Source organism: Chelatococcus caeni (assembly GCF_014196925.1).
GTDB lineage: Bacteria > Pseudomonadota > Alphaproteobacteria > Rhizobiales > Beijerinckiaceae > Chelatococcus_A > Chelatococcus_A caeni.
Genome location: NZ_JACIEN010000005.1, coordinates 379,693 through 392,796 on the forward strand (window position 1 = coordinate 379,693; position 13,104 = coordinate 392,796).

Annotated in this window: 12 protein-coding genes; 8 read left to right on the forward strand and 4 right to left on the reverse strand. The window is 69.4% G+C overall.

Features of this window, described 5'->3' with window-relative positions; all coding sequences use genetic code 11:
* Positions 1-8 precede the first annotated feature (8 nt).
* The 5 genes from GGR16_RS20010 (at position 9) to GGR16_RS20030 (ending at position 5,184) form a co-directional block, all read left to right on the forward strand.
* On the forward strand, positions 9-1,127 hold the full coding sequence (locus GGR16_RS20010) for an acetoin dehydrogenase dihydrolipoyllysine-residue acetyltransferase subunit (protein WP_183317759.1): 1,119 nt from the start codon (positions 9-11) through the stop codon (positions 1,125-1,127).
* Positions 1,128-1,195: 68 nt separating this feature from the next.
* Positions 1,196-1,984 (forward strand): SDR family NAD(P)-dependent oxidoreductase, encoded by a 789-nt coding sequence (locus GGR16_RS20015; protein WP_183317760.1) that lies wholly within the window; start codon positions 1,196-1,198, stop codon positions 1,982-1,984.
* Between the two features lie 130 nt (positions 1,985-2,114).
* Complete coding sequence (locus tag GGR16_RS20020) at positions 2,115-3,083, forward strand: GAF domain-containing protein (protein ID WP_183317761.1); 969 nt, start codon at positions 2,115-2,117, stop codon at positions 3,081-3,083.
* A 153-nt stretch (positions 3,084-3,236) separates the two neighbouring features.
* Positions 3,237-4,754 carry an aldehyde dehydrogenase gene (gene adh / locus GGR16_RS20025; protein WP_183317762.1) on the forward strand — a complete coding sequence of 506 codons (1,518 nt, stop codon included), beginning with the start codon at positions 3,237-3,239 and terminating at the stop codon, positions 4,752-4,754.
* A gap of 58 nt (positions 4,755-4,812) precedes the next feature.
* A complete protein-coding gene (locus GGR16_RS20030; RefSeq protein ID WP_183317763.1) occupies positions 4,813-5,184 on the forward strand; it encodes a DUF779 domain-containing protein in 372 nt (123 codons plus the stop codon).
* Position 5,185: 1 nt separating this feature from the next.
* Here the strand turns inward: GGR16_RS20030 and GGR16_RS20035 are convergent, their stop codons facing one another.
* Complete coding sequence (locus tag GGR16_RS20035; RefSeq protein ID WP_183317764.1) at positions 5,186-6,157, reverse strand: LysR family transcriptional regulator; 972 nt, start codon at positions 6,155-6,157, stop codon at positions 5,186-5,188.
* Between the two features lie 97 nt (positions 6,158-6,254).
* Here GGR16_RS20035 and GGR16_RS20040 point away from each other — a divergent pair, with 97 nt between their 5' ends.
* Complete coding sequence (locus GGR16_RS20040) at positions 6,255-7,217, forward strand: MBL fold metallo-hydrolase (protein ID WP_183317765.1); 963 nt, start codon at positions 6,255-6,257, stop codon at positions 7,215-7,217.
* A gap of 15 nt (positions 7,218-7,232) precedes the next feature.
* Here GGR16_RS20040 and aptA read toward each other — a convergent pair whose 3' ends face one another.
* Together aptA and GGR16_RS20050 are read right to left on the reverse strand one after the other, a co-directional pair.
* Positions 7,233-8,570 carry an omega-aminotransferase AptA gene (gene aptA, locus GGR16_RS20045; protein WP_183317766.1) on the reverse strand — a complete coding sequence of 446 codons (1,338 nt, stop codon included), beginning with the start codon at positions 8,568-8,570 and terminating at the stop codon, positions 7,233-7,235.
* Between the two features lie 46 nt (positions 8,571-8,616).
* A complete protein-coding gene (locus GGR16_RS20050; protein WP_183317767.1) occupies positions 8,617-9,495 on the reverse strand; it encodes an FCD domain-containing protein in 879 nt (292 codons plus the stop codon).
* Between the two features lie 86 nt (positions 9,496-9,581).
* Here GGR16_RS20050 and GGR16_RS20055 point away from each other — a divergent pair, with 86 nt between their 5' ends.
* The gene (locus GGR16_RS20055) at positions 9,582-10,748 is read left to right on the forward strand and encodes a C45 family autoproteolytic acyltransferase/hydrolase (protein ID WP_183317768.1); all 1,167 of its coding nucleotides are present in this window, start codon (positions 9,582-9,584) and stop codon (positions 10,746-10,748) included.
* A gap of 61 nt (positions 10,749-10,809) precedes the next feature.
* Positions 10,810-12,384, forward strand: a complete 1,575-nt coding sequence (locus GGR16_RS20060; protein ID WP_183317769.1) for an ABC transporter substrate-binding protein — start codon at positions 10,810-10,812, stop codon at positions 12,382-12,384.
* A gap of 8 nt (positions 12,385-12,392) precedes the next feature.
* Here GGR16_RS20060 and GGR16_RS20065 read toward each other — a convergent pair whose 3' ends face one another.
* Positions 12,393-13,028, reverse strand: a complete 636-nt coding sequence (locus GGR16_RS20065) for a GntR family transcriptional regulator (RefSeq protein ID WP_026014771.1) — start codon at positions 13,026-13,028, stop codon at positions 12,393-12,395.
* Positions 13,029-13,104 lie beyond the last annotated feature (76 nt).

A 13,104-nucleotide genomic window follows, 5' to 3' on the forward strand; every position in this document is an offset into this window, starting at 1 on the left:
GGAAGGACATGACGGATCAGCGCATCAAGCCGGTGGTGATGCCCAAGTGGGGCCTTGCCATGGAAGAGGGCAAGGTCACGGGCTGGCTGAAGCGGCCTGGCGACAGGATCGCCGTCGGCGAGGAGATCGTCGAGGTCGAGACCGACAAGATCGCCGGCGTCGTCGAGGCGAGTGAGGCTGGCGTCCTGCGCCGCGCCATCGGCGAGGTCGACACGGTCTATCCGGTCAAGGCCCTCATCGGCGTCGTCGCCGATGCCGACGTGCCGGAGGAGGAGATCGACGCCTATGTGGCGGGCTACGTCACCCCCTCTGCGGACGAGGCGGGCGAGGAGGAGGCGGGCCCGACCTATGAGTTCGTCGAGACGCCCGCCGGCCGGCTGCGCTATGCGCGGCGCGGGGAGGGCGCCGAGACGATCGTGCTCGTGCACGGCTTCGGCGGCGATCTCGACAACTGGCTGTTCAACATCGATGCGCTGGCGGACAAGGCGACGGTCTATGCGCTCGACCTGCCGGGCCACGGCCAGTCGGCCAAGGCGATGCCGGAGGGGGGCGTCGAGGGCCTCGCCCGCGCCCTCCTCGGCTTCATGGACGCGCTCTCGATCGAGCGCGCCCATCTCGTCGGCCATTCCATGGGCGGCGCCGTGTCGACACTCGCGGCAAATGCCGCGCCGGGGCGGGCCCGATCACTGACGCTGATCGGCTCGGCCGGGCTCGGGGAGGAGATCAATGCCGGCTACATCGCCGGCTTCGTCTCCGCCGCCTCCCGCCGGGAGCTGAAGCCGGTGGTGGAGCAGCTCTTCGCCGATCCGTCCCTCGTCAGCCGCCAGCTCGTCGAGGACCTCCTCAGATACAAGCGCCTCGACGGCGTCTCGGCGGCGCTCGAGGCGCTGTCGGGCGCCTTCCTCGCCGACGGGCGGCAGAAGACGCTCGTCGCCTCCTCCCTTGCCGCGCTCGACATCCCGGTTCTCGTCGTCTGGGGCGCGGAGGACCGCATCATCCCGGCCGCCCATGCCGAGGCGCTCAATGGCCGCGCCAAGGCCGAGGTCATCCCCGGCGCCGGGCACATGGTGCAGATGGAAAAGGCGAGCCGCGTCAACGAGCTGATCGGCGCCCATGTCACCGGCTGAAGATCGCTGACAACGCCCTATGACCTGCAACGAAGGCCGGCCTCTCGCGGCCGGCCGAGGAGAATGCCATGCCGTTCGGACTGAAGGACAGGAGCATCATCGTGACAGGCGCCGCGCGCGGCATCGGTGCTGCCATCGCCCGCGGCCTTGCCGCCGAGGGCGCCCGCGTCGCCGTCGCCGATCTGTCGAAGGAGAAGGCGGACGAGACCGCGCGGGCGATCCGCGAGGCGGGCGGGTCAGCGATCGCCGTGGAGGTGGACGTCCGGGACCGGGCCGCCGTGCGCACCATGATCGACGAGGCGGTGAAGGCGCACGGGCCCCTCGACGTCATCTTCAACAATGCCGGCGTCGCCCAGACCAAGCCCTTCCTCGACATCACGGAGGAGGACTGGCGCTTCGTCAACGAGGTCAACGCCCTCGGCGTGCTGATCGCGATGCAGGAGGCGATCCGCACCATGCTGGCGCAGGGCGGCGGCGGCAAGATCGTCAACACGGCCTCCATCGCCGGCAAGCAGGGCTACGAACCGCTCGCCCATTACAGCGCCAGCAAGTTCGGCGTCGTGGCGCTGACCCAGGCGGCGGCCCGGGCCTTCGGCAAGGACGGGATCACGGCGAACGCCATCTGCCCGGGCGTCGTCGCGACCGACATGTGGAAGGTCATCGACGAGGGCTTCCGCGACCACGGCCTGACGAAGAAGCCGGACGAGGCCTTCGAGACCTTCGCGGCGGGCGCCGTGCTCGGGCGGGCGTCTACGGCGCAGGACCTCGTCGGCGTGGCCTGCTTCCTCGCGTCCCCGGCCTCGGACTTCATGACCGGCCAGTCGCTCCTCGTCGACGGCGGCATGGTCTTCGTCTGAACGAGAGGCCACGCCGGTACGCGCCGTGCGGCCTTAAGTCTAAGGCCGCACGGCTTGTCCGCACGGGCAGGCGCCACTATCGTCGGCCGCAAGGGGCGGCCATAACGCCCGCACCATGGGAGGAAGCCACATGCGCGATGCGTCGGTGGCACGCCACGTCGACCGCATCGAATCCGCCATCGCAGGCAGCGAGGCGGCGCATTCGGCCCTCGTCGCCTCCTGGCAGCGCTCATGCGCCCTTCACCGGCTCGATCCCGCCGACGGCCGCAGTCCCCAAACGCTCACGGGGCCGGAGCTGCAGCGGGCGCGCGAACGGCTGGAGCTGCTGATCCGGTCGGCGCAGGACAGCCTCGACCGCCTCTACCAGGCGGTGGGAGGCGTCGGCTGCTGCGTGCTCCTCGCTAATGCCGACGGGGTGCCCGTCGACCGGCGCGGGGCCCCCGCCGACGACGAAACCTTCCATCGCTGGGGCCTGTGGACCGGGACGGTCTGGAGCGAGGCGAGCGAGGGGACGAACGGCATCGGCACCTGCCTCGTCGAGCAGCGTCTCCTCACCATCCACCGCGACCAGCACTTCCACGCCCGCAACAGCGGCCTCAGCTGCACCACCGCCCCGATCCACGACCATGAGGGCCGGCTCGCGGCCGCGCTCGACGTGTCGTCCTGCCGCGCCGACCTCACCGAAGGCTTCGTCAACCTCATCGCCGTCGCGGTGAGCGACGCGGTGCGGCGCATCGAGGCGGAGAACTTCCGGCGGGCCTTTCCCGACGCCCGCGTGCTGCTGGCGCCATCGCCGGAGCGCGGCGGGGGCGGGCTGATCGCCGTCGACCGGCACGACCTCGTCATCGGCGCGACGCGCTCCGCCCGCCTCGCCTTCGGCCTCGACGACGGCGACCTCAAGGGCTCGCTGCCGGCGGCGGATCTCCTCGCCGGCGGGCCGGGAACGCGCGAGCAGCTGGCGGATGCCGAGCGCGGCGTCATCCAGCGCGCACTGGCGCGCTCGCACGGCAACGTCTCGGTGGCGGCGGCCTCGCTCGGCATGAGTCGCGCCACCTTCTACCGGGCGCTGAAGCGGCTGCGCCTCGACGCCGCTCACTGATCCCGACCCGAGAATCTCCCGCCGAACTGTCTCAGTTCTGAAACACTCGCCGGCCCTCGGGCGCGAGGGGCCGGCTGACGGCCTTCGGCCCAGGGCGCAAGCTTCCTCACCGGCTCGCAGCAGCCTTCTCGCAGAGCCTTGGGAGGAAAGAGAATGAACAAGGTCGATGTCTCGCGCACCGCGCGCTCGCCGTTCGCCGCCCGCTACGGCAATTTCATCAACGGGACCTGGGTCGAGCCGAAGGCCGGCCGGTATTTCCAGAACACCTCGCCGGTGAACGGGCAGCCGCTCTGCGACATCGCCCGTTCGGACGCGGCGGATATCGAGGCGGCGCTCGACGCCGCCCATGCCGCCAAGGACACCTGGGGACGCACCAGCGCCGCCGGGCGCGCCGCCGTCCTCAATGCCATCGCGCAGCGCATGGAGGACAACCTCGACCTCCTCGCGCGGGCGGAGACCTGGGACAACGGCAAGCCGATCCGCGAGACGACGGCGGCCGACATCCCGCTCGCCATCGACCACTTCCGCTATTTCGCCGGCATCGTCCGCGCCCAGGAGGGCTCGATCGGCGAGATCGACCATGACACGGTCGCCTATCACTTCCACGAGCCCCTCGGCGTCGTCGGCCAGATCATCCCGTGGAACTTCCCCATCCTGATGGCGGCGTGGAAGCTCGCGCCGGCGCTCGCGGCCGGCAATTGCGTGGTGCTGAAGCCGGCCGAGCAGACGCCGGCCTCCATCCTCGTCTGGGCCGAGCTCGTCGGCGACCTCCTGCCGCCGGGCGTGCTCAACATCGTCAACGGCTTCGGCCTCGAGGCCGGCAAGCCGCTCGCCTCGAGCCCGCGCATCGCCAAGATCGCCTTCACCGGCGAGACGACGACCGGCCGGCTCATCATGCAATATGCCAGCCAGAACCTCATCCCCGTCACGCTCGAGCTCGGCGGCAAGTCGCCGAACATCTTCTTCAAGGACGTGCTCGCCGAGGACGACGACTTCCTCGACAAGGCGGTCGAGGGCTTCGTCATGTTCGCGCTCAACCAGGGCGAGGTCTGCACCTGCCCGAGCCGCGCGCTGGTGCACGAGGCGATCTACGACCGCTTCATGGAGAAGGCGCTCGCGCGCGTCGCGGCGATCGTGCAGGGCGACCCACTCGACCCGGCGACGATGATCGGCGCGCAGGCCTCGGGCGAGCAGCTCGAGAAAATCCTGTCCTACATCGACATCGGCCGGCAGGAGGGCGCCGAGGTGCTGGCGGGCGGGGAGCGCAACGTGCTGCCCGGCGACCTCGCCGGCGGCTATTACGTCAAGCCCACGGTCTTCCGCGGCCACAACCGCATGCGCATCTTCCAGGAGGAGATCTTCGGCCCGGTCGTCTCCGTCACCACCTTCCGGGACGACGAGGAGGCGCTGTCGATCGCCAACGACACGCTCTACGGCCTCGGCGCCGGCATCTGGACGCGCGACATGAACCGTGCCTATCGCTTCGGCCGCAGCATCGAGGCCGGCCGCGTGTGGACCAACTGCTACCACGCCTATCCGGCCCACGCCGCCTTCGGTGGCTACAAGCAGTCCGGCATCGGGCGCGAGACGCACAAGATGATGCTCGATCACTACCAGCAGACCAAGAACATGCTGGTGAGCTACAGCCCGAAGAAGCTCGGCTTCTTCTGATAGCGACAGGGAAGGGCGGGTCCGACCCGCCCTTCCGCAGCAATGCAGGGCGCTACCCATGGACATGGCGGAGGAAAAGGGCACGTCGCGCGTCACGGTGACGGCTGCGGCGCTCGCCTTCATCGCGGAGCTCGTGGCCGAGCACGGGCCGGTCCTCTTCCACCAGTCCGGCGGCTGCTGCGACGGCTCCTCGCCCATGTGCTACCGGCGGGACGAGTTCATGGTCGGGGACGGCGATGTCCTCCTCGGGCACATCGGCGGGGCGCCGTTCTATATCGGCGCGGCCCAGTACGAGGCCTGGAAGCACACCGCACTCATCATCGACGTCGTGCCGGGGCGCGGCGGCATGTTCTCGCTCGACAACGGGCGCGAGCGCCGCTTCCTGACCCGCTCGCGGGTCTGCGCCCTGCCGCAGGCCGTGCGGCGCTGAATCAGACCGCCCGAAGGCGCTGAGGGCCAGCCGCCGCAGCCGGCAGCTCGTTCTGCCCGCCGAGCACGGCCGTGATGCCGTGCCGCAGCCAGGCGGCCGCGGCGTCACGGTCGCTGCGGGCGGACCACACCATCGAGACCGCCGGCAGGTCGAAGGTGAGCGGCAGCGGGCTCAGGGTGAGGCCGAAGCGGGCGCCGAAGCGGCGCAGCATGCGCGCCGGCAACGTGGCGACGAGCGGCGCCTCGGCGGCCGCCGCGAGGATGGTGAGGAATTCGGAGCCGGCCATCACCACGTTGAGCGACAGGCCGGCGCGCGTCAGCGCCTCGTCGAGGCAGCCCTGCAGCGACTGGCCGAGGCTGATGAGCGCATGGTCGGCGGCGTGATAGTCCTCGAGGCTGATCGGCGTCGCGAGCGGCAGCAACGCGGCGTTGAAGCAGCACATCAGCTCTGGCCCGAAGAGATGCTGGTGCCGGTGGCGCTGGGCGCCGGGCTCGAAACAGCCGACGGCGACATCGATGGTGCCGTTGTCGAGCAGATGGTGCACCTCATTCTTGTCCGCAGAGCGTCCGAGCAGACGGATGCCCGGCGCCGTGCGCCGCGCGAGGGCGGCGAGGTCGGGCAGCAGCAGCAGTTCCATCTCGCTGGAGAAGCCGATGCGGAAGGTGCGCTGGTGCGTCGCCGGGTCGAACCCGTCCTCGGCCCGGATGGCATCCTGCATCTGCTCGAGCGCATGGCGCACGCGCGGCGCGACGGCGAGCGCCTTGGCGGTCGGCTGCATCGCCTGGCCGACGCGCACGAAAAGCTCGTCCTGCATCAGCACGCGCAGCGTCGCGAGGCTGTGGCTCATGGCCGGCTGGCCGATTTTCAGCCGCGCCGCCGCGCGCGTCACCGTGCCCTCCTGCATCAGGGCATCGAAGGCGACGAGCAGATTGAGGTCGAAGGACCGTAGATCGAAATGATCGATGGAGCTCATGATCCGTATCGATTTGTTTGCTGGAGCAGGCGTAGCCAGATTTCGGCGGCGGCGCAATGGCGCCGGATCGATCGAAACGACGGATATTGGACGGATCATGGACAGACGCAGATTCCTGTCGCTGGCTCCCGCCGCTGCCGCGGCAAGTGCAACCGCGACCCTGCCGGCGCTCGCCGCGGCGCCCTTCGCGGGCTCCGCCCCGCCCGGCTTCTATCGCATGAAGCTCGGCGACTATGAGCTCACGGTGCTGCTCGACGGCACGGTGCCGGTGCCGCTCACCACGCTCTACAACAACACCAGCCCCGAGCGGGTGGAGGAGGGCCTGGCGGCCGCCTTCCTGCGCTCGCCCGTCGATCTTTCGGTCAACGCCTTCCTCGTCAACACCGGCGAGCGGCTCGTCCTCGTCGATGCCGGGACGGGCACCCTGCTCGGCCCGACGCTCGGGCGGTTGCCCTCGGCGCTGAAGGCCTCCGGCTATTCACCCGACCAGATCGACGACGTCGTCCTCACCCATGTCCATACGGATCATTCCGGCGGCCTCGTCGTCGACGGGGAGCAGGTCTTCCCCAATGCCACCGTCCACGCCCACCGCCGCGACATCGACTACTGGCTGAGCGAGGCCAATCGCGCCGAGGCGCCGGCGGACAAGAAGGAGCTCTTCGAGGGCGCTGTCGCCTCGCTGGAGCCCTACCGCAAGGCGGGCCGCCTCGTCCCCTTCGACGACAACGCCGAGCCCGTGCCCGGCTTCCGCACGGTCTTCCGGCCGGGCCACACGCCGGGGCACAGCGCCGTCGTCGTCGAGAGCCGCGGCGAGAAGCTGGTGCTGTGGGGCGACATCACCCACGGTGACGTCATCCAGTTCGACGAGCCCGGCGTCGGCATCGCCTTCGACGAGGATACGCCGGCCGCGGTGGCGACGCGGGCGCTGGCCTTCGCCGAGGCGGCCGACGAGCGCTACCTCGTCGGCGGCGCGCACATCCGCTTCCCGGGCCTCGGCCACGTGCGCCGTGACGACAAGGGCTACGACTGGGTGCCGCTGAACTACAGCCTGCCGGGCTGAGCGGCGGGAGAGGTCTCAGTCGAGCGCGCGCAGGGCGGTGCGGATGGCGCCGACGATGCGGGCGACGTGCTCCTCCGCGAGGATGAGCGGCGGCGACAGGACGATGAGATCGCCCGAGGCGCGCACGAGCACCCCGGCCTCGTGGCACGCTTGCGCACAGGCCGTGGCGCGGGCGCCGGCGGCGCCCGGCCGGGGCGTCAGCTCGACGACGCCGAGGATGCCGATCGAGCGGATGTCGGCGACGTGCGGCTCCCCGCGCAGGTCGTGCAGGGCCTCTTCCCAGGCCGGCGCCATCGCGGCGGCGCGCTGGAAGAGGCCCTGTTCCTCATAGACATCGAGGGTTGCGAGCCCGGCCGCGCAGGCGAGCGGATGGGCCGAATAGGTATAGCCGTGGAACAGCTCGATCGCCTCCGGCGGTCCGGCCATGAAGGCATCGAAGACCTGCCGGCTGACGATCACGCCGCCCATCGGCACCGCGCCGTTCGTCATGCCCTTGGCGCAGGTGATGATGTCGGGCGTGACGCCGAGGGCTTCCGCCGCGAAGGCGCGCCCGAGGCGGCCGAAGCCGGTGATCACCTCGTCGAAGACGAGGAGGATGCTGTGGCGGCTGCAGATGGCGCGCAGCCGTTCCAGATAGCCGACCGGCGGCGGATAGACACCGCCCGAGCCGATGACGGGCTCGACGATGACGGCCGCCACCGTCGCCGGATCGACGACCTGCAGCAGCGCCTCCAGCTCGTCGGCATAGCCGGCGCCGTGCGCCGGCTGCCCGCGGGAGAAGGCCATGGAGCCGTCATAGGGCAGGCGGAGATGGGCGACATCGGGCAGGAGCGGCCCGAAGTCGCGCTTGTGCCGGCCGATGCCGCCGACCGACAGGCCGCCGAAGCCCATGCCGTGATAGCCCTTGGCGCGGCCGATCAGCCCGGTGCGGCCGGCCTCGCCGCGCGCATGGTGGTAGGCCCGGGCAATCTTGAGGGCGCTGTCCACGGCCTCCGACCCGGAATTGGTGAAGAAGACATGGTCGAGCCCTTCCGGCGCGAGCTGCGCCAGCCGTTCGGCAAGGGCGAAGGCGGCGGGATGGCTCATGCGGAAGGACGAGACGAAGTCGAGCCGGGCCGCTGCCTCCTGGATGGCGGCGACGATGCGCGGCTGGGCATGGCCGGCGTTGACGCACCACAGGCCGGCCATGGCATCGAGCACCCGGCGCCCGTCGGCGGCGATGTAGTCCATGCCTTCCGCAGCCACGAAGGTCATCGGATTGGCGCGGAACTGGCGCATGGCCGTGAAGGGAAGCCAGAAGGCATCGCCGACGTCGTTGGCGAACGGGCGTGCGGATGGGGCGGCAGCGGTCATGACGGCTCCGATCGTATGATTTTATTTTAGGCAAAATACATGGCTGTCACCCGGGGTCGGTACCGGATGCGCGGATCAGGCTGGCGCGCTCGATGTGTCGTCGCAGCAGGAGGGAGGCGACCTCGCGGTCGTTCCGCGCCAGGTGATCGAGGATTTCCATATGCTCGCGGCAGTTCACGACCACGCGCTCGAAGCCGAACTTCCAGTCGTATTGCGAGAAGCGGCGCAGCTGGTTCTGGTGGCGGATGGCGGCATGGATGAAGCGATTGTTCGATGCCGCCGCGAGGCCTTCGTGAAAATCCGCGTTCATCTCGAAGAAGGCGACGCTCGAGCTTTCCTGCCAGGGCCTCGCCAGCGTCTCCTCGTGGCGGCGGCGCATCGCCTCGATCCACGCCCCCTCGAGGTGGAAGCCGGGCTCGAGGAGGGCGGCCGGCTCGAGGAGCAGGCGGAACCGGTAGCTCTCGTCGTGGGTCGCCCGGTCGCGGGTGCCGGCGAGAAAACGCCAGCCGTAGCCGGCCTTGCGCTCCACCATGTCGAGTTCGGCGAGGCGGGACAGGATGCGCTGCACGCTCGCCCTGTTGAGGCCGTAGCGCCGCATGACCTCGCCTTCGGTGATCTCCTGCGGCAGGGATCCGCTGCGCTGGTCGCGGGCGATGCGCACGAGCCATTCGTCGTGATCCTCGGCCGGCGCGACCTGCGCTTTCGGAGGGATGGCGACGAGTTCCACGCCCCGGTTCGGCCGGCGCGCGACGATGCCCTGGTCCTCCAGATAGCGCAGCGCCCCGCGCACCGGCGTGCGTGAGACCGCGAGCCGCCGGGCGAGCCCGTTCTCGTTGAGGAGGGCGCCCACGGCGAGCCCGTCGTCGTTGACGAGCGCGACGATGCGGTTGGCAAGGTCCTGCTGCAGGCGGCTCGGCTGGTGCACGAGGCATTCCCTCTTGATTGTTCTATCTCACGATGAAATACAATAGGCGAAATGTAAACACCCGCTGCCGAGAGAGGTCGCCCCCGATGGTTCCATCCTGCCCGCTCGTCGAAATATCCGGCTCGCCCCGCGAGCGCGGCCGTCAATATGGCGAGCAGGCAGCGGAGCGCATCCGCCTCGGCATCGCGCATTATTCGGAGCAGCTGAGGGCGGGCAAGCTCTCCGACGAGGCCATCGACACGCTCGCCCGCCGCTTCGAGCCGACGATCGCCGCCTTCGACCCGGCCTATATCGAGGAAATGCACGGCATCGCCGAGGGGGCGGGTGTTCCCTACGGCTCCGTGATGCTGCTCAATGCGCGCACCGAAATCCTCAAGCTCGCCCAGCGTCCCGCCGGAGAGCGGCCGTTCACGGACGAGGACCCGGATGGCTGCACGGGTGTCGTCGCCCTGCCGGAGGCCACGCGTGACGGGCGCCTCATCCACGCCCAGAACTGGGACTGGAAGGTGGAATGCGCCGAGACGGCGGTGGTGCTCAAGGTGCGGCGCGACGACGGTCCGGACATCCTCACCTTCACCGAGGCCGGCGCCCTCGGCCGCTCGGGCTTCAACGCCGCTGGCATCGCCATCACCGCCAACTATCTCGAGACCGACCGCGACTATCGTCAGCTCGGCGTGCCGCTCGCCCTCATCCGGCGCAAGGTGCTGGAGCAGAGGCAGCTCGCCGCGGCCATGCGGGCCGTCTACGTCACCCCCAAGTCGGCGGCGAACAACATGATCGTCAGCCAGGCGAACGGCGTCGCCATCGATTTCGAATGCGCGCCGGACGAGACCTTCCAGGTGCATCCCGAGCGCGGCCTCATCGTCCACGCCAACCATTTCCAGAGCCCCGTCGCGCTGTCGAAGCTCAAGGACACGGGCATCGCCAACACGCCGGACAGCCTCTACCGCGACATCCGCGTGCGCGGCCTCGTCGCGCCGCACCTCGGCGCCGTCACGCGCGAGGTGGTGAAGGAGGCGCTCTTCGACGATTTCGAGACGCCGTGGTCGGTGTGCCGGCCGCCGCGAAAAAACCTCAGCAACAACCTGAGCGCCACGGTGGCGATGATCGTGATGGAGCCGATGCTCGGCCTCATGGAGGTGGCCATGCTGCCGGCCCTGAACCGCACCTTCACGACCTACACACTCGAGATGGACGTGCGGCAGCCGGAGCAGGCCGGGCGCACGTCGCCGCCCTTGGCTGCGGCCGTCTGAGAGACGGCCGCAAGCGGCTGGTCATGACAACAACAGAGCGGGAACCAGCAGGATGCGGAGGATGAAGATGAGGTCGAATACCAGAGCCCTGCTCGCAGGGTGTCTCACGGGCCTGTTGGCGGTTGCGGCCGGCCCGGCGCTCGCACAGACGTCGGTGCTGCGCATCGCGCTCAACGCGGACATCCGCGGCACCAATCCCGGCGTCAACCGCGACGACAACACGGATGCGGTGGTGCTGCACGTCGTCGAGGGGCTCGTCGGCTACACCGAGAATGCCGGCATCGCGCCGCTCCTCGCCGAGGGCGTCGCGGTTTCCGACGACGGGTTGAGCTACACCTTCACCCTGCGCCAAGGCGTCAAGTTCCACAACGGCGCCGAGCTGACGGCGCAGGACGTGGCGTGGAGCTGGCAGCGCTATATGGACCCGAAGACGGAGTGGCGCTGCCTTTCCGAATTCGACGGCCGCGGCCGTGCGAAGGTCGAGGCGGTTGAGACGCCTGACGCGCAAACCGTCGTCTTCCGCCTGAACAAGCCCGATGCGTTGTTCCTGGCGACCCTTGCCCGCACCGATTGCGGCATGGCCGGCATCCTGCACAAGGACTCGCTCAAGGCCGACGGTTCCTGGGACAAGCCAATCGGTACGGGCCCGTTCACCTTTGGGGAATGGCGGCGCGGCGAATTCGTCAGGCTGGCGAAGTTCGACGCCTACGCCAATCCCGGCGAGGGCAAGGCCGATGGCTATGTCGGCTCCAAGCGCCCGCTGGTCGATGAGGTGCGCTTCATGGTCATCCCGGACAGTGCGGCGGCCAAGGCGGCGCTGCTGCGTGGCGACGTCGACATCGTGCCGGACGTCGCCAATGCCGATGTGAAGGAGCTGAAGGCCAATCCGGACCTGAGCCTCTCGATCGCGCAGAACATGGGCATCAGCACGCTCCTCATGCAGACGCGCGATCCGTTGCTGTCGAACGTCAAGCTGCGCCAGGCGATCGCCGCGGCCCTCGACACGGCCGAGATCACCAAGGCGGTCACCGAGGGGCTCGCCCGGCACAACAACTCCATCGTGCCGCTGCCGTCGGCCTATCACACGCCGGCTCACGACATGGGCTACACCCATGATCCGACGGCCGCCGCCAGGCTGCTGCAGGAGGCGGGCTACAAAGGCGAGCCGCTCGTCATCCTGACCAACAAGCGCTATCCGCAGACCTTCTCCTCCTCGGTCCTGATCCAGGCCATGCTGCAGGCGGCCGGCATCAACGCGACCCTCGAGGTGCTGGAGTGGGGCACGCAGCTCGACCGCTACAACAAGGGCAACTACCAGCTGATGGCCTTTCCCTATTCGGCCCGGCTCGATCCCTCGCTGAGCTACGATTCCGTCATGGGCTCCAAGGAGAAGCAGCCGCGCAAAGTGTGGGACAGCCCGGATGCCCAGGCGCTGCTCGAGAAGTCGATGGTGATCTCCGACAAGGCCGAGCGGCAGCAGATCTTCGACGAGCTGCACCGCCGCTTCCTCGAGGAGGTGCCGTTCGTCATGCTCTACAACGGCGTCGAGGCCAGCGCCTTCCGCAAGAACGTCAAGGGCTACGAGGCGTCCGTCCTGTCGAAGCCGCGCGCCTGGGAAGTGACGATCGCCGACTGACGGGGCCGTCAGAGCGTCGTCTGCGCTTCCGACTGCTGGATGTGGGCCGCGATGACGCTGCGCAGCAGGTCGGCGTCCCCGGCGGCGAGCGCATCGACCATCATGAAGTGCTCGCGGCCGGACTGCTCGATGCGGGCGCGGGTCTTCCACTGCGTGGCCGGGGCGGACGGGCCGCGGCCGCGCAGCTCCAGGGCCATGTTGATGAGCTCGCGGTTGGAGCAGAGCCGGAGGAGCCGTACGTGGAAGGCGATATTGGCCTCGTACTGCTCGAGCAGCGTGCCGGTGAGGATCAGCTCCTCGAATCGCCGGGCGAGGGCGCGCAGCTCCGCGATATCGGCCGCGGTGGCGTTGCGGACCATGCTCGGGGCCGCGGCCGATTCGAGGACCACGCGCAGCTCGCGGATCTCGTCCGCCTGCCGGTCATCGAGGGCATGGACGTGGTAGCCGCGGTTGGGCACGTGCCGCACGAGGCGCTTCAGCGCGAGCTGGTCGAGCGCCCGGCGCACGTCCATGCGGGTTGCGCCATAGCGCCGTTCGAGGTCGATCTGCTTCAGCCAGGCGCCCGCGGCAAAGACGCCGGCCTGAATGTCGCGCGCCATGATGTCGACGAGCGCTGCGGCAGTTCCATCGGCTTTGGCGGTCATGGGAGTGGAGCAACCTCAATGATGCGGACAGGCCCATCTCATACGCGGCGGCGCGGCAAGGGCAATCCCGCCCCGC

Coding starts and splice junctions, on each gene's coding strand:
- GGR16_RS20015 (WP_183317760.1), top strand. CDS start 1,196: ATGCCGTTCGGACTGAAGGACAGGAGCATCATCGTGACAGGCGCCGCG.
- GGR16_RS20030 (WP_183317763.1), top strand. CDS start 4,813: ATGGACATGGCGGAGGAAAAGGGCACGTCGCGCGTCACGGTGACGGCT.
- GGR16_RS20060 (WP_183317769.1), top strand. CDS start 10,810: ATGAAGATGAGGTCGAATACCAGAGCCCTGCTCGCAGGGTGTCTCACG.
- GGR16_RS20035 (WP_183317764.1), bottom strand. CDS start 6,157: ATGAGCTCCATCGATCATTTCGATCTACGGTCCTTCGACCTCAATCTG.
- GGR16_RS20065 (WP_026014771.1), bottom strand. CDS start 13,028: ATGACCGCCAAAGCCGATGGAACTGCCGCAGCGCTCGTCGACATCATG.
- GGR16_RS20020 (WP_183317761.1), top strand. CDS start 2,115: ATGCGCGATGCGTCGGTGGCACGCCACGTCGACCGCATCGAATCCGCC.
- GGR16_RS20040 (WP_183317765.1), top strand. CDS start 6,255: ATGGACAGACGCAGATTCCTGTCGCTGGCTCCCGCCGCTGCCGCGGCA.
- aptA (WP_183317766.1), bottom strand. CDS start 8,570: ATGACCGCTGCCGCCCCATCCGCACGCCCGTTCGCCAACGACGTCGGC.
- GGR16_RS20055 (WP_183317768.1), top strand. CDS start 9,582: ATGGTTCCATCCTGCCCGCTCGTCGAAATATCCGGCTCGCCCCGCGAG.
- GGR16_RS20010 (WP_183317759.1), top strand. CDS start 9: ATGACGGATCAGCGCATCAAGCCGGTGGTGATGCCCAAGTGGGGCCTT.
- adh (WP_183317762.1), top strand. CDS start 3,237: ATGAACAAGGTCGATGTCTCGCGCACCGCGCGCTCGCCGTTCGCCGCC.